The 20,326-nt window shown below is 43.5% G+C and carries 17 protein-coding genes and 1 tRNA gene; 16 read left to right on the top strand and 2 right to left on the bottom strand.

The window, feature by feature from the left end:
* Positions 1-918: 918 nt before the first annotated feature.
* The 8 genes from mtaC (at position 919) to ACPK8D_RS09040 (ending at position 11,503) form a co-directional block, all read left to right on the top strand.
* The gene (gene mtaC / locus ACPK8D_RS09005; protein ID WP_424717517.1) at positions 919-1,695 is read left to right on the top strand and encodes a methanol--corrinoid protein MtaC; all 777 of its coding nucleotides are present in this window, start codon (positions 919-921) and stop codon (positions 1,693-1,695) included.
* 13 nt (positions 1,696-1,708) lie between these two features.
* Entirely contained in the window at positions 1,709-3,094 is a 1,386-nt protein-coding gene (gene mtaB, locus ACPK8D_RS09010; protein WP_424717518.1) for a methanol--corrinoid protein co-methyltransferase MtaB, read from the top strand.
* A 56-nt stretch (positions 3,095-3,150) separates the two neighbouring features.
* On the top strand, positions 3,151-3,735 hold the full coding sequence (locus ACPK8D_RS09015) for an acetate uptake transporter (RefSeq protein WP_424717519.1): 585 nt from the start codon (positions 3,151-3,153) through the stop codon (positions 3,733-3,735).
* A gap of 352 nt (positions 3,736-4,087) precedes the next feature.
* Entirely contained in the window at positions 4,088-5,047 is a 960-nt protein-coding gene (locus tag ACPK8D_RS09020; RefSeq protein WP_424717520.1) for a cation diffusion facilitator family transporter, read from the top strand.
* A 316-nt stretch (positions 5,048-5,363) separates the two neighbouring features.
* Complete coding sequence (locus tag ACPK8D_RS09025; RefSeq protein WP_424717521.1) at positions 5,364-7,373, top strand: hydantoinase/oxoprolinase N-terminal domain-containing protein; 2,010 nt, start codon at positions 5,364-5,366, stop codon at positions 7,371-7,373.
* 153 nt (positions 7,374-7,526) lie between these two features.
* A complete protein-coding gene (locus tag ACPK8D_RS09030; RefSeq protein WP_424717522.1) occupies positions 7,527-9,455 on the top strand; it encodes a hydantoinase/oxoprolinase N-terminal domain-containing protein in 1,929 nt (642 codons plus the stop codon).
* Positions 9,456-9,595: 140 nt separating this feature from the next.
* Positions 9,596-10,381, top strand: coding sequence for a helix-turn-helix transcriptional regulator (locus tag ACPK8D_RS09035; RefSeq protein ID WP_424717523.1), 786 nt, complete (start codon positions 9,596-9,598; stop codon positions 10,379-10,381).
* Positions 10,382-10,714: 333 nt separating this feature from the next.
* A complete protein-coding gene (locus tag ACPK8D_RS09040; RefSeq protein ID WP_424717524.1) occupies positions 10,715-11,503 on the top strand; it encodes a helix-turn-helix transcriptional regulator in 789 nt (262 codons plus the stop codon).
* A 330-nt stretch (positions 11,504-11,833) separates the two neighbouring features.
* On the opposite strand, the gene ACPK8D_RS09045 is transcribed toward ACPK8D_RS09040, so the two are convergent.
* Positions 11,834-12,250, bottom strand: a complete 417-nt coding sequence (locus ACPK8D_RS09045; RefSeq protein ID WP_424717525.1) for a cell surface lipoprotein — start codon at positions 12,248-12,250, stop codon at positions 11,834-11,836.
* Positions 12,251-12,317: 67 nt separating this feature from the next.
* On the opposite strand from ACPK8D_RS09045, the gene ACPK8D_RS09050 reads away from it, so the two are divergent.
* Positions 12,318-12,449 (top strand): hypothetical protein, encoded by a 132-nt coding sequence (locus tag ACPK8D_RS09050; protein ID WP_424717526.1) that lies wholly within the window; start codon positions 12,318-12,320, stop codon positions 12,447-12,449.
* Positions 12,450-12,563: 114 nt separating this feature from the next.
* On the opposite strand, the gene ACPK8D_RS09055 is transcribed toward ACPK8D_RS09050, so the two are convergent.
* A tRNA-Arg gene (locus ACPK8D_RS09055) sits at positions 12,564-12,635 on the bottom strand.
* Positions 12,636-12,807: 172 nt separating this feature from the next.
* Between ACPK8D_RS09055 and ACPK8D_RS09060 the strand changes: the two genes are divergently transcribed.
* From ACPK8D_RS09060 to ACPK8D_RS09090, 7 genes are all read left to right on the top strand, one after another.
* Positions 12,808-13,992 carry a redox-regulated ATPase YchF gene (locus tag ACPK8D_RS09060; protein ID WP_424717527.1) on the top strand — a complete coding sequence of 395 codons (1,185 nt, stop codon included), beginning with the start codon at positions 12,808-12,810 and terminating at the stop codon, positions 13,990-13,992.
* Positions 13,993-14,098: 106 nt separating this feature from the next.
* A complete protein-coding gene (locus tag ACPK8D_RS09065; protein ID WP_424717528.1) occupies positions 14,099-14,773 on the top strand; it encodes an undecaprenyl diphosphate synthase family protein in 675 nt (224 codons plus the stop codon).
* Positions 14,774-14,824: 51 nt separating this feature from the next.
* The gene (locus tag ACPK8D_RS09070; RefSeq protein WP_424717529.1) at positions 14,825-15,313 is read left to right on the top strand and encodes a DUF5817 domain-containing protein; all 489 of its coding nucleotides are present in this window, start codon (positions 14,825-14,827) and stop codon (positions 15,311-15,313) included.
* Positions 15,314-15,782: 469 nt separating this feature from the next.
* Complete coding sequence (locus ACPK8D_RS09075; protein WP_424717530.1) at positions 15,783-16,751, top strand: DUF128 domain-containing protein; 969 nt, start codon at positions 15,783-15,785, stop codon at positions 16,749-16,751.
* 10 nt (positions 16,752-16,761) lie between these two features.
* Entirely contained in the window at positions 16,762-17,424 is a 663-nt protein-coding gene (locus ACPK8D_RS09080; protein WP_424717531.1) for an MBL fold metallo-hydrolase, read from the top strand.
* Between the two features lie 412 nt (positions 17,425-17,836).
* On the top strand, positions 17,837-18,580 hold the full coding sequence (locus tag ACPK8D_RS09085; protein WP_424717532.1) for an ABC transporter ATP-binding protein: 744 nt from the start codon (positions 17,837-17,839) through the stop codon (positions 18,578-18,580).
* The gene (locus tag ACPK8D_RS09090) at positions 18,562-19,785 is read left to right on the top strand and encodes a SufB/SufD family protein (RefSeq protein ID WP_424717533.1); all 1,224 of its coding nucleotides are present in this window, start codon (positions 18,562-18,564) and stop codon (positions 19,783-19,785) included. The genes ACPK8D_RS09085 and ACPK8D_RS09090 overlap by 19 nt, the downstream gene beginning before the upstream one ends.
* Positions 19,786-20,326 lie beyond the last annotated feature (541 nt).

Consider the following 20,326-nt stretch of genomic DNA (forward strand, 5'->3'; position numbering starts at 1 on the left):
CACATAGTTTGAAAGAAGCCTGCTTAGGAAGAAATTAAAGACAGAGACCGAATAACCTGCCAGGAAAATGGTTCGCCTCTGTTTAAAAAAAGGATTGAAAAACGGCAAAAACTCCAATAAAATTAAACTCCAGGATAATTAAAAGATCTGAGTATTGGAAGCTTTGATATATTTCCCGCAGAAAGCAAGAAATTAAGGAAGCCCTGGGAAAAACTTAGGGGAATATTAACTTCACTTGTGCGCTTTCAAAAATATACTTTGATCACCTTATTTTGCCTGATTCAAATCTCCAGTAAAAAACAAATCCACTTGATAACCTCCGGTGCTCAAAACAAAAACCTCCATATCTTCACTCTCTGCAATCAAAAATCTCCCTGAAATGGGATTAATTGCCCTATAAATTTTGATCCTATTGTTTAGATTAATGGGAACAAAAAAAATCTTCTTTTTTATAAAATCATTTGCAGAGAAAATTGAGGAGAGAATTATAAAATTATAGCAATTCAAAAATTAACATCGGTGAGGGTATATGTAATTAAATCTAACTGTGATCTGCAAGTGCATCCCGGAATACTGAAGGGAGTACATCTATCAAAATTAACTGGACAAAAAGATCCTTTAGGACCAGGAATCGGAAAATAGAAGATCTCTGAACCTGGAGATTCAAAAGCCCTTAAAAAAAGAGCTAAAAAACGGGATAGAGGATTTAAATTCAGCTTGCTGAAAGATCAGCACATCACCATAAGGTTATCCAAACCCCCCCAATGGAAGGAATTCGATCTGGAGGTTTTCGAATTCATTGACATTGTATTCAAGAAGTGTCTGGCAAATAAAAGCTTGAAAACTTCAGGGAGATGTAACTTGCAGGGTCAACGATCTGAGCAATCCGAGACCTTTTTGTTAAATGGAGGTTAAAATATGTTGGATTTGAAACTGGAAGACATCGACGGCATATTAGTACGCTACAACGTCGCCCTCGAAAAGGAAATGACACCTGACGAAGCCGCAGAAGAGCTTTACCCGAAGGATGAACTCATCTACCCGGTTGCAAAAGCAATCTACGAGGGAGAAGAGGATGACGTGGTTGACGCACTTAAAGCCGCAATCGATGCAGGCAAGAAGCCAATCGACCTTATCGATGATGCCCTGATGGTAGGCATGGGAGTTGTAACCCAGCTCTACGATGATGGTATCATTTTCCTCCCGAACGTTATGATGTCAGCTGATGCTATGCTGGCAGGTATCGACTACTGCAAGACCCAGACCACAGAAGTCCCTGAACCAAAGGGCAAGGTTGTCTGCCATGTTGCAGAAGGCGACGTCCATGACATCGGAAAGAACATTGTTGCTGCCCTTCTAAGAGCAAACGGCTACGAAGTAATTGACCTTGGAAGAGATGTTCCTGTAGATGAAGTAATCACTGCAGTTACAAACGAAAAGCCAATTATGCTCACAGGTACTGCCCTCATGACAACCACCATGTATGCATTCAAGGAAATCAACGACAAACTCCTTGAGAAAGGAATAAAGATCCCATTCGCATGCGGTGGCGGTGCTGTGAACCAGGACTTCGTTGCCCAGTATGAACTCGGAGTTTATGGTGAAGAAGCTGCAGACGCCCCCAAGATTGCTGACGCAATCGTTGCAGGTACTACAGATATCACAGCATTAAGAGAGGAATTCCACAAGCATTAAGGAGGGAGCAAGAATGGTAAAAAAATACACTTCAATGGCTTATGCTAATGCAGATGATCTGCTTTTCGGGCAATCAAAATTCCCGGTAAAGGCAGGGCTTGGCCTCGAGATCGGTGCTGGATACACATCCCCCGAAGTTAACTATGCCCCAAGGCCTCAGGCAGGCAAATCCAAAGACAAACTCGTAAAAGAATACGAGAGAATCACCACCGACATCATGGCAAGGATGGTCCAGATCGGAGCTCCTTCCGTGGTGCTTGAAACCGAACATGTAGAACAGATGTCCAACAACCCCGAGTGGGGAGGCGCTGTTGCACACGCCCAGAAGACCATCATGGAAGAATACCATGACGAATACGGCATAAAGTGCGCACTCCGCCACACAATCGGTGACATCCGTGAAGACCGTGACTATCTCCAGCTCAGGGGAGACAAGTACAGCGTCTTTATAGAAGCTTTTGAAGAAGTTGCCAAAAATGGTGCAGACCTGCTTTCCGTAGAGAGCATGGGTGGTAAGGAAGTTTTCGACTACTCTATCCTGAGAAATGACACTGCAGGTATCCTCTTCGGTATCGGCGTGCTCGGCAGCATGGACATGGAAATGGTCTGGAAAGACATTTCAGACATTGCAAAGAAGACCGGCACTGTTTCCGCTGGTGACACTGACTGTGCCCAGGCAAACACTGCAATGTTCATCGCAGGCGGTCTGCTTGACAAGAACCTTGCCCACACAACTGCAATCGTTGCAAGGGCAATCTCTGCAGCAAGATCTCTCTGTGCATATGAAGCCGGTGCAGTAGGACCCGGAAAGGACTGCGGATATGAAAACACTATCATAAAGTCCATTGCAGGTGTCCCGATTACTCAGGAAGGTAAGACCTCAACCTGTGCCCACTCTGACCTCATGGGTAACCTGGTCATGCAGTGCTGTGACCTGTGGTCCAACGAATCCGTTGAATACCACGGTGAATTCGGTGGTACAACTGTTCAGTGCTGGTCCGAAACCCTGGCATATGACTGTTCCATGATGAACGTTGCCCTTAAGACCGGAAAGGCAAAGGATCTCAGAGACATTCTCGTGCTCTCTGACAAATTCAGAGACCCACAGGGCTATGTGCTCGCCTACGACAACGCCTACAGGATCGGACAGGCAATCGCAAAGGACGGAGAGAACAACTACCTCCGTGCAAAGAACGCTGCAATCGAATGTTGCAACATTGTCGAAGAAGGTGCCAACTCCGGCAAGCTCAGACTTACAAGGTTCGAAACCAGTGCTCTTGCAAAGGTTAAGGCTGACCTCGAAGTCCTCACCGACGATGCTGACAAGTTCATGAGCGACAACCTGACCAAATTCAAACAGGAAGTTGCAGTTTTCAGACCTGAAAACTACGGGCTCTAAGCCCTAAACTTCTTTTTTTATTTTTTTATATAACTGGCTTCAGGAGAAAAAAGATCATGAGCGAAAACGTAGGAACTGCTACCATAATAGTCGATAAGACTGCAAATGCTGCCCCTCTGGGCTTTACCGGGCTTGGCCTTGCTGCAGTCCTGTTGAGTCTGAGCTACATAGGGATATATCCTGTTGAATCAATGATCGTCTCCATGGCAATATTTCTGGGTGGGTTTGCCCAGGTGTTTGCAGGAATTATGTCCTGGAAAAAAGGAGATATTTTTGCAGGGACTGCATTCTCAGCTTTCGGCCTTTTCTGGTTCTCGCTGGCCGGACTGCTTATTATGCCTGCAATCGGCTGGGCTGAAACTTCATCCGGAACTGCTATGGCCGCGTATCTCTTTATCTGGGGTGTTTATACCTTTGTTATGCTGATAGTTACCATGAAAATCGGAGTCCGTGCCCTTCAGTTTGTATTTCTTACGTTATTCTTATTATTTATGTTGCTGGCTGTTGTAAACGCAACCGGAAGTGCAGGGTTGCTTGTAGTCGCTGGCTATGTAGGACTTGTTATGGGTCTTGGGGCCCTGTATATAGCTGTAGGCATGGTAATGAATGAAATCCATGGAAAACCTGTAATCCCACTCTAAAAGTGAAGTAATCAGCATTTACTGAGAAAACCCTCGAACACCTGAGGAAAAAAACCTGCGCCAACCTCGAGATCTATACGAAACCCGTAAAAATAGCAGGAAAAAAACAGAAAAAGCAGCCCAAATTAAGTATTCAGGCAAGCACAGCTTACAAATCTGTGTTTTCCAGTCCTCCCCAATATTACTGTCAAAATAGCTAAAATCAGTTATTATGACCGCGCTAGAAAGATACAGGCACTCGAGGGCCTGTTCAATTTTTAGAGATAAATCGTTTTTCGTTTTTTATTGACCTGCACAAGAAGGTCCGCTTTACGAAGGAAGATTGGAAAAACTGGTTAATGGTGAACTTCGAATGCAAGCGGATAAAAAACTGGACAAAAACCGGAAGATATCTTATACAGAGCTTGCTTTGAGTTTGGCACTCACTCTTTTCAAACTGCTCGCCGGACTTTCGGCAAACAGCACTTTGCTTCTTACTGATGCAGTTCGCTCCTTTTCCGAATTTATCAATGAATATATGAGACTTCTGGATTCTTCAATCGCAAACAAGCCTGAGGATAAAAGTTACAACTACGGACACGGAAAAATCACAACCCTTTGCATGGGAGCAGGGGCTTTTATTCTTCTTTTTGCAGGTTTTCGTGCGCTTTCTCTGAGTTTTGTGGAACTGGCCATGTTTCTGCAGGGCAAAGAACCCGAGATTCCGGAAATGATCGCGTTCCATGCAGCAATCGCAGCCTTCATGTTAACAAATATTATGACCTTTTTGACAGGAAGCCCTGAGCTGCAGGCTAAAAAGGTTTCCTTAAAGGCCTGTATCCACATAGAAAACTTATTAATATCAGGCTTTGTTATTGTTGGCACCGGATGCACACTCCTGCCTGGAAAAGCTTTTGACATAGCCGATTCTTTCGCTGCCGTTCTTTTGAGCCTTTATCTCCTTGGGACTTCAGCCAGACTTCTCTACAGGACTGCAAACGAACTGGTAGAAGCTTCCCTTGATGAGGAAAATAACCTGAGAATCAGGGAGATAATAGATAGAACCGAAAACGTCACGGGTTCCGGGGAACTTAAAACCCGCAGGATAGGGAGAGGGATAGCAATCAACGCCTGTATCCGCGTGAATGACACCCTGACTGTCTGCGAAGCCGCAGAGATTGCAAATCTCGTAGAAGAGAGGCTGAAAACAGCTTTTGCAGAAGATGCGTATATACTGATAAAAATCGAGCCCATCCCGGAAAAAAAGCAGGCTTTCAAAAATAAAGGCAGATCTTCGGAAGAAGAGAGAAAGAAAAATGTAACTTTATTTTGACAAGGCAAAAAATATAGAAAAAATAAAATAATAACATGGTAATAATGATGTGAAAAAACCAGACGTGAGAATCGAGAGTTCAGGAGATCGTCAAGGTATCGCTTTTAAGTCTGGCAACTATCCATAAAGCCTGGCAACTATCCATTTACCTACTACTATGTTTAACAGCTATCCAGAATTTATGTATATAACAGGTTCAAACCGGCTGGATTAGAAAAATCTGAATTTTACCGATGCTAAAGAAATTTTAATTATCCGAATTTAAAAATTGTCTAAAATCCTGGGAAATTATATATAATTCACAAAGAGGTTGAAAATGCACTTCAGTCTTGGAATCGATGCAGGGGGCACTTATACTGATGCAGTTATTGTTAGGGATTCGGACGGATCTGTGGTCGAATCCAGCAAAGCGCTGACTACCTATCCCGATCCCCTGCCTGGAATGAAAAACGCTATTGACGCGCTGAATCCGGAGTATCTTAAAGACATTAAACTGGTGTCCGTATCTACAACCCTGTCTACAAACACCATTCTGGAAAGTACTGGCTTTCCAGTAGGGCTGATTATGATAGGGGATTATGTAATTCCCGAAAAACTCCCTACTGACTACTGGGTCACGGTATCTGGAGGTCATAACAGTGACGGGGAAGAACTGAAGGCTCTTGACCTCGATTCCGTGAAAGAATTTGCCCTCAAGGTAAAAGATAAAGTTTCGGCATTTGCGGTTTCTTCATATTTCAGCAACCGCAATCCTGAGCATGAACTTGCTGTCAAACAAGCCGTAAAGGAACTTACAGGGCATCCCGTAGTTTGCGGACACGAACTTTCCCAGGATCTTGGAGCCTATGAAAGGGCTATAACTGCATTTCTCAACGCGCAGCTAATTCCCATTACTCACAAGTTTATCCAGGCAATAGTCAAGGAGTTCGAAATCAGAAGCATAAATGCGAACATGTTGATGCTGAAATGTGACGGGTCAGTTGTGGGAATAGAAGAAGCCCTGGAAAAACCCATTGAGACCATATTTTCAGGACCTGCCGCGAGCCTTGTGGGTGCATCTCACCTGAGCAGGTTCAATACCTGTGCTATGATCGATGTAGGCGGCACGAGCACGGATGTAGCTATGATGGTGAACGGGCTTCCTCAACTCAGCAATTCGGGTGCCGTTGTGGGAGGCTGGCAAACCCGCGTAAAAGCAATCCGTATGGAAACCTCGGCAACCGGCGGGGATAGCCATGTCTGGGTAAAAAACGACAGGATTTATATCGGCCCCCGCCGGGTGATCCCACTCTGCCGGGCTTCGGTTATATACCCCGGTTTCAAGCAAAAACTGAAACATAACAGGGTTGCAAAAGGATATCTCTGTGAGAGCATCCAGGTAACAAAATTTTTTGTCAGGACTGGCTTCAGGCCTATCGAGTTGAGGGCAGGAGAGCGGGAGATCTACAAGCATATCGGAAAAGAGCCCGTTTCCTTCGGAGACCTGCTCATTGCTCTGAAAAAACGCCCTTCTCCGTCGATGCTGGACTCGTTAATCCAGAAAAGGCTGATCCAGGCAATAGGTTTTACCCCTACTGATGCCCTTCATGTGCTTGGGGAATACACCGAGTGGGATGTGGAAGCCGCAACAATCGGAGCTTCCATGCTTGGAAGAATAGTGAAGCAGAGCCCAGAGGCGTTCAGTGCGGAAGCAAAACGAAGGGTTGCACGTAATATTGCCGAGGATCTTATTGCTTACCTTATAGAGGGAATGCCAAGAAATGAGATTGACAGGGTGCTTCTAGGAAAGAACTTTACTCGTTTCAGGGTGGAAATCCCTGTGGTGCTGCTCGGAGGGCCCGTAAAGGCATATGTTGAGGATCTGAAAAGGCTTGTTAATGCTGATTTTATAGTTCCCGAGCACGCCGAAGTAGGCAATGCTGTCGGAGCCCTTGTTGGAAAAGGAATTAAAAGGGTAGAGATTCTTATAAAAACAAAAGTTATCCCCATATCCCGCGAAGATGAAGCTGAAAATATGGATTTCGAGGCTCACGAGAAGTGTGCTGCAGAAGATATCTTACAGTATGAAACGAAAAATGAGTTCATTGTCTTCTCTCCTTCTGAAAGAAAGAAATTTGAAATTTATACCGAGGCCGTGGAATATGCAGAAAAGCTTGGAAGGCAGCTTGTTATGGATTACATGGTGAGTGCGGGACTTCAAAAGGAGAATATAAAAATAGATGTAAGCAGGAGGCACCTGGCACCAGGAGGCTGGACTGATGTGCCCCTGGAAACAAAACTTGTTTTCGTAGGGATAGGAATCCCTAAAACCACAATTACGGTCTGAAAGGATAAAGATAAATCGGGGCATGAGTAGCCGGATATTATAAACAGAGATATATATCTTGAGGAATAATTCCACAAATCCGGATAAAAAGATGTATACAGCTAAAAAGGACCTGAATTGCGTAACATAAAGTAAAAATGGGGCTGTTTTGACATGCAATATAGTCTGGGTATTGACGCAGGCGGAACCTACACCGATGCTGTAATTTTAAGAGATTCGGACAGCCGGATTCTTGATACCAGCAAGGCAATTACCACCTATCCGAACCTTATGGTCGGAATTCGAAATGCAATTGACAAACTGAATCCGGAGTATCTCAGCAAAGTAAAACTTGTGTCGGTTTCCACAACTCTGTCGACAAATACCATTCTCGAAAGAACAGGATATCCTGTTGGCCTTATCCTTGTAGGGGACTATACTGTCCCGAGGGAACTTCCCGCAAATTATTGTATTACTGTAAAAGGAGGGCATGACAGCAATGGAGACGAGCTGCAACCTCTGGACCTTACTGCCGTAGAAGAGTTCGCAGTAAGCCTCAAAAAGAAAGTCTCTGCATTTGCGGTATCTTCTTATTTCAGCACAAGAAATCCAGAGCATGAGCTCAAAATTAAGCAGACAATCCTTAAATTGACAGGGCATCCTGTGGTTTGCGGACACGAACTTTCTCAGGAACTTGGAGCTTACGAACGGGCAGCCACAGCCGTCTTAAATGCCCAGTTAATTCCTATAACCTGTCAATTTATCCATTCCATCACAGCCGAGATAAAGGAAAGAAATCTTGATGCGAAAGTCCTTATGCTGAAATGTGACGGTTCGGTTATAGATATAAAAGGCGCGAAACTGCGCCCCATTGAAACCATATTCTCAGGCCCTGCTGCAAGTATAATGGGAGCTTCTCACCTTTCAGGACTGGATACCTGCGCCGTAATCGATGTAGGAGGGACGAGCACGGATGTTTCTATAATAAAAAAGGGAGTTCCGGAGCTTTGTGAAAAAGGAGCAGTTGTAGGAGGCTGGCAAACCCGCGTAAAAGCGATAAAAATGGAGAGTTCGGCAAACGGAGGAGATAGCCATGTATGGTTTAAGAAATGCGTAAGGATAGGCCCGAGAAGAGTTATGCCTCTCTGCTTTGCTGCTGTAAAATACCCCAACTTCAAGGAAAAACTGGAAAGAAATCCCGTGCCCCTGAGAACCATGCTCAATGAGCATATTCAACCCACCAAATTCTTTGTAAGTACTGGAGCAGACCCCATTAATCCCACAGAAAGCGAGAAAAAATTACTTGAGTTTATAAAAGACGAACCTCTCTCTATCCACGAGATATTAAATAAGATGAAACGTTTCCCATCTCCGGCAGTCCTTGATTCACTGATCCAGCAGCGAGTGATCCATGCTATAGGTTTTACACCGACCGATGCCCTGCACGTACTTGGGGAATATACCGAATGGGATGTAGAAGCTTCTCAGATAGGAGCTAAAAAACTTTCGCGCTTTACTCAAATGGGAGTTCACGCCTTTTGCAAAAAAGTAAAGCACCAGGTTGCAAAAAATATGGTCTACAGCCTGATGTCCTTTATCATGGAAGGCAGGGGAAAAGAAGGGATAAAGAAAATGCTGGAGGAGGAAATTCCTGTCCAGTATAAGCTAAATATTCCTATAGTCCTGCTCGGAGGCCCCGTAAAGGCTTATTATGAGGAAATTAAGGCTCTTATTGATGCAGAGATTATAGTTCCCGAACAGGCCAGGGTAGGAAACGCAGTTGGGGCTCTCGTAGGAAAAGGAATTAAAAGAATTGAGATAATTATCAGGCCCTCCTCAATGGAAAAACCTGACCAGAATTTCCTGGTATTTACCCCCGCAGGAAGGAAAAAATTTGAGCAATATCGAACGGCAGTAGAATATTCTCATAAAACTGGCGAAGAAATCATTCTGAATTCAATGAAAGACTTTGGACTTCCGGAAGGCTCAGTAAAAATAAGCACAAGCGTGGAATATCTTTCTCCTCCTGGCTGGAAACAGACGCCAATGGAGACGAAGATAATTTTAGTAGGAGTCTGTACCCCCTGGATTTCAACTAATTAAAAATAATAGATTACAGATAAAAGATTAATTGAAAAAGCCGGAGAAATGCTCAATTTGAACATGAACAGCCAAAGAACCAGCCGCCGGAAAGAAGGACCGGCTATAACTGCAAGCTACTGAAGAACAGGAAGTAAGAGAACATGGATTCTTCACTTATTGATCTTGTTTTCCGCTCAGACAAGAGAAAAAACCTTCTTATATTGCTGGATAGCGGCTCAAAAAATATTGATGAAATCAGGAACGCACTAGATGTTACAGCCACTTCGATCCTTCCCCAGATAAAGAAACTGATAGATAACGATCTTATCATACAGGAAGACAGGATGTATAAACTCACAGTCCTGGGAGAGTTCATAATTAAGAAAATAAAACCCCTGATAAGTGCTCTTGAGGTAGTGGAGAAAAACAACTCTTACTGGACAGGCCACGACCTGAATTCAATCCCGCGTCATCTGCTGGAACGCATATCCGAACTTGGGAACTGTACCCTTATAGAGCCCGACCTGAACCATATCTATGAGCCTTCTCCCAAAATTATTGACAGTATGGGCAATGCAAAGCAAGTTTCGACTTTTGCTTCTTATTTCAACCCCACCTATCTTCCACTGTACGTTGAGCTCGGCAGAAAAGATGCCGAACTTTCCCTGAATTTTACCCAGTCTGTCTGGGACCATCTTTCAAACGAGCACTCAAATATGATAAATGAGTTAATGGAGATGGATAACGTGAGCCTGTATGTTTCCAAAGAAGGAATAAAACTTACTGAGGTTACCGTAACAGATAGGATAATGCTGCTAGGGCTTTTTGATAAAAAAGGGAAATTCGACCAGCAATTCATTATGAGTTCTGAACCCAGTGCCCTTTCATGGGGTCAGGAGCTGTTTGATTATTTCAAGAGGCTTTCCAGACAGGTAAATAAGATATGATATGAAAAGAATACAGATGTAGATAAACCCCAACACTCGAAAGATAATTACAGTCCCAATAAACGAAAAGAAATGCCCCAGGAGAACTGCAAGATAGAGTTTTAAGGGACATAAAAAAGTAATGAAAAATAATTATATATTATTATAGTAGTAATTTGCTGCATAAAAAAATGGTAATTTTCTTTATATCCCCAAGTATAAACCCCAAAGATTCTTTATCCCATCAAAAACTAAAATGGCAAGGGATAAGAGTACAGGAAGTTCAGAGTCTTCTGGTATAGAGATATATACAATGTCAGATATAATAGGATGAGACCTAAGAGAGGGAATCAGATGGAGTCATCATTACTGGATGTTCTCTTTCTTTCAGAAAAAAGGAAAAATCTACTTTTACTGCTTCTGGACGGACCCAAGAACATCGAAGAAATCAAAAATACACTTGATGTCCGCTCAAGCCCAATAATGACCCAGATAAAGATACTGATGAAGCAGGACCTTGTTGTTGAAAGTAACAGGCTCTACAAACTTTCCAGTATCGGAGAAATTCTGGTTCCGAAGATGAAGACAATTCTGGAAACGTTTAACGTTTTCGATAAAAACCACGATTACTGGATAAACCAGGATATGACATCAATTCCTCCTGAATTTCTGGACGAGATTGGAAGGCTCGGAGATTATATAGAAGTAAATCCTGACCGAAACCATGTATTCGAGTATCCTAAAGAAGTTGTAAAACACCTTTCCGAGTCCGAGAAAGTGATGATCTCATCCTCCTTTTTCCTGCCGATCTATCCATCCCTGTGCATAGAGCTTGCCGCAAAGGGTACGGATATAACCCTGGTATTTACAGAGTACGTTTATGACAGAATGCTCAATGATTACAAAAAGGAACTTGAGCATTTCCTGAACCTGAAATATACCAAACTTTATGTATGTAATAATAACAATATGAAAATTGCTTCAAGCATAGTTACGGAAAAGTTCATGGCGCTTTCCCTTTTCTGTAACAGCGGAATTTACTATAACCATAACCTGGTAAGTTTTGATGAAAGCGCACTCAAGTGGGGAAAAGAACTTTTCGATCATTATAAAGGTATAGCAAGACCTATTACTAAAATCTGAAAATTTCTCCCGGGTTTTAAACCTGAACGATGAGGCAGTTATGGAATAGAACCGGTGGAATAAACCTGGTGAAAAAGACTGGTGAAAAAAACCGGTGGAATAAACCCGGTCTAAGAAATATTGTTCTCCCGCAATTAAGGAGCAACTTTCCGGGAAGAAAGTAGAGTTGAATTCTCTTTCCGGCTTGCCAGGTTTCAGTGCTGATACCCCGATCAGCTCTTTTCTAAATCAGGATATGATATTATCTGTAGCCCGGTTTACGGGTCAGTCCCGCCCTTCTGCAGGGTGGGGGATTTGATAAACCGGAAAACCGGGCAAGACAGGAAAGTTTCAGTTCACCCTGATCGTAGCGTTCATCTCAGGGAGATCTTTGACAATAAAACGGTAGGTTCCGGTTTCGTTAAAGGTGTAAGTGAAAGGCACCCTGTATGAAAGTATTTTATCCGGAAACAGCCCATCTTCACTAACAAGCACATAGTTACCCTGTCTTTTATCGCTCCACCAGGAAACCGTATCTCCTTTTGGAATATTCAGTTCCGGAGGTCTTACCACTCCGAAATTTTCAAGACGGACAATGTGTTCTTCTCCGGATTTTGAAGAGATATTTTCATCAGGCTGTACAGCCGCGCCAGCTTTCGGTATTGGAGTATTAGGGTCGTCAGGCGCAGACGCATTGTCTTCCTCAGTACAACCTGAGGCGAGTAAGAATACAAGCGTTACCAGTAATATCAGAACTTTCCCTTTCATAGATATCCCATCTTTTGACGTTTATACTATAAGTTCAGCTCACATTCATTATCTTTTTGATGTAACCATGGCAGGTACAAAAATAGAAGTGGCAGTAGTGGGAAAAAGAAACAAAAGGCAGGAAACAAAACGTGGACAGGAGAAATCGAAAGAGCGGGAGTGCAAAATCGATGAGAAAAGAAGGCAGAGAATTAAATGAAGAATGAATTGAAAAAAATTGTAAATCGGTCGAGAAATTGAACGAGAATAAGATTAGAGAATCAAACGAGAATAAGCTGAAAGTCAAATGAATAAAAAACGAAAATAGGATTTACGTCCCGACTGAGACTTGAACTCAGGTCTAAGGCTCCGCAGGCCTCAAGGATATCCACTACCCTATCGGGACGCAAGCGAGCACCATTGATAAGCACATTCAAGGATATAAACTTTGTTCCTCAAGAGCCGACTCAACCCTCAGTTTGCCGCTCTGGCCTTCCAGAAAGGTAAGGAAAAAAATCCTGGTTCCCCGGCATCACTATCAATAAAGATTAAATGCAACAAGTTCGTTTTTATAATTTATGTCGATGACCATAGGACTTGCAGGAAAACCCAATGCGGGAAAATCCACTTTCTTCAAAGCTGCTACACTTGCAGATGTTGAAATTGCAAATTATCCTTTCACAACTATCAACGCTAATCACGGAGTTACCTATGTGCGGGTCGAATGCCCCTGCAAAGAGAAGGAAAAGAGATGCGGAAAGTGCGTGGACGGGGTCAGGCTCGTCCCTGTTGATATAATTGACGTCGCCGGGCTTGTCCCTGACGCATACAAAGGAAGGGGACTTGGGAACACTTTCCTGGATGAACTCAGGCAGGCTCAGGCAATCATCCATGTAGTAGACGCCTCAGGCGGGACCGACGCCGAAGGCAACCCTGTAGATGTCGGAGACCACGACCCCCTTGAAGATGTGACCTTTCTGAACAGGGAGATTACAATGTGGCTTTATGGTATTTTGGAAAGAAACTGGCTCAAACTTGCCAGAAAGATCCAGGCCGAAGGGCTCAAGCTGGAAGTAGTAATTGCAGAACAGCTTGCAGGAGCAGGAATAAGAGAATCCCATGTAAACGCAGCTTTGATGGAAACAGGGCTTTCAAGGCTGGATCATGTTAAATGGAGTGAGGAAGATATGATCCGGCTCTGCGATGCAATGAGGGAAATCAGCAAGCCTCTGCTTATCGCCGCAAACAAGGCCGATATCGCCCCAAGAGAGAACCTGGACAGGCTTAAAGATCTTGACAGAATAGTAGTGCCTGCAAGTGCAGCAGCCGAACTTGCACTTAAGTCTGCAGCAAAAAGCGGACTTATCAGGTATAGCCCCGGAGATCAGAAGTTCGAGGTGCTTGGCGGGGACCTTACAAAAGCTCAGAAAAAAGGACTCGAAGCTATTCAGAAAGTGATTGAGAGGCTTGGCAGTACAGGTGTCCAGGAGTGTATAAACAGGACTGTCTTCGAGCTTCTGGACCTTATTGTTGTATATCCTGTAGAAGACGAGGGAAAATGGTCCGACAAAATCGGGAATATGCTTCCTGATGCCTACATTATGAAAAGAGGTTCCACCTGCCATGATCTTGCTTACCAGATCCATACCGAAATTGGAGACCGGTTTCTGTATGCAGTAGACGCAAGGACAAGGCTGAGGCTTGGAGAAAAGCATGAACTGAAAAATGGAGATGTAATCAAGATCGTATCCACTGCAAAGTAAATATACCTTAAAAACCTGTCATCTGGAAGAAACCTGAAGCTAATAAAAATAAGAGAAAAGATCAAATAGTGAATTGTTTTAGCTTGTCAGGGAGGATATTTTCCAGATGGATTTACTTTCTTTTGCCTATCCGTTTTATGAGAGGTTCCTGGCCTGGCAAATAACCAGAGCATCTTCAAATACCCCCAGGCATGTGGCAATCATACTCAAAGAAACTGACCTCTTTGACCCTAAAGGACTGGAGAAGCTTCTATCCGCACTTAGCATCTTTAGAAGATTCAGAGTCGAACTTGTGAGCATCTATGTAGACATCCTGAAAACTGAATCGTCTTTGAAAGCTGAAATCGCATCAACGCTCAGAACCAGACTGGAAGAGGGCTTTTCTGACCTTCCTGCCGGCACGGGTTATAGGATTCATGGTGTTGACGGAGAAGTAAATAGCACTGCACCTGGAAAGGATTTTTTTGTTTACGTATCACTGGGATTCGGAGGAAGAAATGAAATTACCAGGGCTGTACTGACCATCCTTGGAGAGGTTAAGGCAGGAAATGTCAGACCTGAGGAAGTAGATGAAAAAATGCTCGAATCCCATCTTCTTGTTAATCACGAGCCTGATATCATGATCCGTTCGGGAGGACAGAAGCTTTCGGACTTTCTTGTCTGGCAGTCAGTCTACTCGGAACTGTATTTTACAGATGTCAACTGGAAGGACGTGCGAAGGGTTGACCTGCTTAGAGTAATAAGAGATTTCCAGAAAAGGCAGAGAAGATACGGAAGGTGATTTGAACTGGAATTCGGAGAAAAGCACAAAATTTTTCGGTATGCAGTAATTGTGTGCCCGAAATGCCGACAGCATGCCCAGATTGCAGAAACCGGAAAAAAAACCCTGAAATGCCAGCACTGCGGAGCTCTCCTGCAAACCCGAAAATTGAGGGTATTTCACTCCTCCGAAGAACTCGAAGATGCAGTGCTTTTTCGGGCTCGCCTGCAAGCCGAAATCTCCGGAAAAGGCAGTGAAACATTTTCGCTGCCCTCCCCCTCCAAAGCCTCAGAACGCCCGGACCCCGAAACCGAGACCCAGGTAAAAGTATTTAAGCTTCCAGAAAAAAACCCTTCAAGCCCCATCCCACCTAAGAAAGATCCGAAATCAACCCTTCTCGAAATCCTGAAAGCCGCAAGCGGAAAAATCGAAAAAGAAGAACTCCGACAGAAAGCCCTCGAAAAAGGAATAAGTCAAGAAAAATTCGAAACAACCCTCAAAAGCCTCCTCGAAACAGGAGAACTCTACTCCCCCCAACCTGGAATTATAAAAATTATATGAAATCATACAGTTCCGACATAAGAAATTACACATAACAAAGCAAATCCAGAATCCGTAACCATAGCCGACACAAAAAACCAGAAAAGGATAACTTTTAAAATTCGTCCACTTGACGGAACGAAAATAATGCTGCTTATCCGTAAATTAGCCCTTCAGCAAAAGAAAAGCTTTTCTCTTGCCAATAAACAAGCCCTCTAAACAAGGTCTAGTTTACTTATTCATAAACTAGCCCTCTTGAGCGAACGAAGTGAGCGAAAAGGGCAGCGCACTGCAGAGCCGCAACTCTGCTGAGACAAAATTATATTAACTACGAAAAGATTTACTATAATTAAATTTAAATAAGAATTGAACCCGTTTTGGGCAAGCCGAAAAGAAAAGGCCATGCTTAGAGACTATTTAAAGATTATAGAATTTTGTCACGATCACAAGCAATTCATTTTTACCATAAAGTATAACGGTGTTAAACATGATGGATCCGCAAATTGAGCGAAAACTCATCGAAATTATGAGGGTGATTCACGAAAGTGACAAACCTATAGGTGCCCGGGCAATAGCTGATGAACTTAATAACCGGGGCTATGATATAGGAGAGCGGGCTGTCCGCTACCATCTGAGGATCCTGGATGAGAGAGGGTTCACACGCAAACATGGGTATGCAGGACGTACACTTACCGAACTGGGAGAAAGGGAGATGAGTGACGCCCTGATTGCAGACCGCTTTGGTTTCGTAATATCCCGGATAGAGGAAATGGCATACAGAACCACATATAATCCCGAAACCAATGACGGGGTAGTACCCGTAAATATTTCATACTTCGATAAGGACGATTTAGAGACTATTATTGACGTGGTCTCGTATACCGCACACGAAGGGTACATGATAAGTCCCAGGGTAAGGATTATTGAAGAGGATGAGGAACTGATTTCCCTGCCTCCTGGAAAAATCGGAATAGCTACGATATGCAGCGTTGCTTTTGACGGACTCCTTCTCAAAGCAGGTATCCCTGTGGAACCTGCCTACGGCGGGATTCTCCAGATAGAAAATCGGAAGCCTGCACGGTTTTTAGATTTGATTTCTTACAGCGGAACCTCAATCGACCCCATACAGATTTTCATGAGCAGGAAGACTACTTCTGTCCTCGACGTGCTTGAAAAAGGGGAAGGCAAAGTCCTTGCCAACATGCGGCAGATCAATTCCTCGGCTTATGACAGGGCCATAGAAGTGATCAAAACCGTAGAAAAAGTCGGCCTTGGAGGTTGTTTCCCTCCGGGAGAGATTGATGAAGCCTTATTTGGGGCACCTGTTGAAACCGGAAAGTTCGGGATTGCAATCGTAGGAGGCATTAACGGAATCTGCGCCCTTGAAGAGACTGGAATTAAAGTCAAGACGAATCCTGTTTCTACTGTTATGGAATACAAAACCATGACAGAAATCTGAGGGAACCCGGATGTTCAGGCTTACTATCGTTTATGACAATAAAGCCAGTCAGGATTTTACAGGAAGCTGGGGTTTTGCAGCTCTTATTGAAACAAATCGCGAAACCCTTCTTTTCGACACCGGGTGGGATGGGCTTCTCCTTATGGAACATATGAAGAAGCTCAACATTGATCCCGCAAGCATACGAAAATTAATTATCTCCCACCAGCACTGGGACCACATAGGAGGCCTTCCCGAGATTCTTCAGGCAAATCCCGGGCTTGAGGTCTATGTCCCTGCTTCCTTTTCGAAGAACCTGAAAAAGGAAATTGAGAAAAAGGCCAGTCTTATTGAAATAAAAGAGCCTGTCGAAATCTCTCATAATATCTGGAGTACAGGAGAACTCGGAGGCAAAGTAAAGGAGCAAGCACTTGTTCTGGAGACAGGAGACGGCTGTTACATACTTACAGGCTGCGCTCACCCCGGACTTACTGCAATTCTTGATAGTGCCAGCCATTACGGGAAAGTAAAGGGAATTCTCGGAGGGCTTCACGATAACGAGGAGTTTGAAAGGCTGAGAGGTATGGAACTCATAGCAGCAGGGCATTGTACTGCCCATCGAGAAAAAATAAAAGAAATTTTCCCAGCGGCTTTCGTAGAAATCGAAGTTGGTATGCGCCTGGATCTTAGATAGATTGATTTTTTCTGCCAGAATTAATTTGTTATTAATTTATTATTGATTTGTTATTAATAGAATCACCTATTCTAATAAATATGAAATTGAAGAACTTTATCTTCACAATTTTATTTCAGTCCTGAATTCAAAGCTGAATTTTAAAAAAATTCTTGATTTTAGCTTTATAGTTTTAATAAATACATAAAATTTAAAAAGAATGTATAGTTAGAAATATAATGTCCTCTAAAAAGAATAAAAGATTATTGAGAGGAAATAGCGAAAATCAAACAAAGATACCATAATATCCGATTTAGCTGTTTTCCTGCCATATAGAATATACTTTGAAGAAGACGCTTTATCATTATTTTTTAATAACTGGCAAAAAGTAGAGGGGAACCGTATCAAAAATGAAATAAAGGGAGAAATGTCGATGCTGGAAATAGAGGATCTGACTGTAGAGGTCAATGGAAAAACCTTGCTTCATGACGTAAACCTCGAGGTCAAAAAGGGATATACTAATGTGCTTTTTGGGCCAAACGGAGCAGGGAAGTCAGCTCTGATGAGAACAATCATGGGCTTTAGCGAGTATAAAGTTGTAAAAGGCAGAATTCTCTTTAATGGAGAAGATATTACCAGCTTGCCAGTGGACGAAAGAGCCCGTCGCGGGCTGGGAATTATGATGCAGCGCCCGCCAGATATGTCCGGGATTAAACTCAGAGATCTTATAAAAGTGGTATCGAAAGGAAAGAAAGATCCGGAGGCTCTTGCTGAAAACCTTAACATGAATCGTTTTATGGATAGGGACGTAAACGTGGGCTTTTCTGGAGGAGAAATCAAGCGTTCCGAACTTTTGCAACTTGCGGCCCAGAACCCGAGTCTTTATCTTCTGGATGAACCTGAGTCGGGAGTAGACCTTGTAAGCATAGAACAGGTTGGACTGACAATAAAAGGATTACTTGAGGAAGGCATCGGATGTCCTGGTGAGAGCTGCATAAGAGGGAAATCAGCCCTTATAATCACTCACACAGGTCAGGTTCTTGATTATGTAACTGCAGATAGGGGATATATTCTTTGCAACGGAACAATTATGTGTTCAGGAAATCCCCTGAAAATGCTGGAAGAGATTAAGAGCAAAGGGTATGAGGAGTGTTTAGAATGCAAACTGATGAAGTGAACCTGAAAAAGAGAGCTGAAAGCGCAGCCGAGAAAAAGGCGGCTTTCGGAGAGGATATCGAGCTGGAGAAGTTTGAGGAAGGTTCCAGGGTTAGCAAGCCTATCGAAGATCTCCGAACCCTTGACGAGGAAAGCAAAAGAACCCTGCTCCAGGTAGGAGTGGTACCCAGCGAAGAGGGCCGATCAGGCAGTCTGCTGGTACTTGACAATACAGTTTCGCATTCTTCCCTGAAAGACAAAAATGTAGAACTCATGTCCACCAGGAAAGCCCTGGAAAAATACGAATGGCTCAAAGAATACTCCTGGAAACTTGTAGCTGTCGATACCGACAAATACACGGCAAAAACTTACCTTGAAGATGCGGATGGGTACTTTATCCGGGTGCCTGCTGGCAAGAAATCGTCTCTGCCAGTCCAGACCTGCCTTCTGCTTGGCAGTGATAAGGTCTTCCAGACTGTGCATAACATTGTAATAGTCGAAGAAGGAGCCAGCCTTGATATAATAACAGGCTGCACGGCTAAAAAGGGAGTGGAAGAAGGTCTGCACCTGGGGATTTCCGAGATGTACGTAAAAAAAGGCGCCACCCTGAATTTCACAATGATCCACAACTGGGCCGAGCAGATAGGAGTCAGGCCAAGGACAGTAATCCATGTGGAAGAAGGAGGGACCTACGTAAGCAACTATATTTGCCTGAAACCTGTCCGTTCCGTCCAGACCTACCCGACTGTCAAGCTCGAAGGAGAAGGAGCAGTGACCAGGCTCAATACTATAGCTATTGCCCATTCAGGTTCCGAACTGGACCTCGGAAGCAGGGCGATTTTCAATGCCCCTGGTACGAAGGCTGAACTCATCTCGAGAACAATCACAATCGGGGGAAGAATAATTGCAAGGGGGGAAATGATAGGCAATGCAAAAGGAGCAAAAGGGCACCTTGAATGCAAAGGGCTTGTTCTTACTGACAAAGGGAGCCAGCTTGCAATTCCCATTCTCGAAGCAAACGTAGACGATATCGAACTTACTCACGAGGCCGCAGTGGGAAAAATTGCAAAAGACCAGGTGGAATACCTGATGGCCAGAGGTCTTACCGAAGACGAAGCTGTAGGCATGATCGTGCGCGGTTTCCTGGATGTAGGAATAAGGGGAATTCCGGAAGAGCTGAGAAACGAGATTGAAAATACAATCACACAGACAGCCTTTGGAATGTAATTCAAAACTATAAAGTACGTGGGAAATTGAAACCGAATCCGGCTTCTGCAAATCAAAATAACCTGTAAAGCAGTGTGTGAATCCGGCAGGGAAAAAAGAGAAACCTGCCGGCTTTTTGTTGAGTATTCATGGATTTTAATGAGCTGTAGACATGAATAAAGGATCTCAGAAATTTCCTACCCCTGGAAGTGTTAATTATCACGTAATTATCACGTGATTATCACATACGATTTTAGATATAAGTTTTAAATTATAAGCTTTTTAAGTCATTTTTCTTCTTGGGTGGAGGGAATTGCAGCAAATAAAAAACTTCTCCGGGAGTAAAGACTTGCTTCTGAGAACGCAGAGCGGGTTATCCGGATTCATAGAAACAGCCTGTTTCTTCTAAGGTCACCGAATATTCGGAGGCTTAATGAAAAATTAGAGGCCATAAAAAGGTAAACTGAATACCTGGGGAGAGAGATATTTTCTTTATACTATAGCCCCATTAATTATAGTCTGCGGCGTACAGGCTTCGTGAAAGAAGTCTATCCAGACAGGT

This window comes from Methanosarcina sp. (assembly GCF_049706645.1).
Classification (GTDB): domain Archaea; phylum Halobacteriota; class Methanosarcinia; order Methanosarcinales; family Methanosarcinaceae; genus Methanosarcina.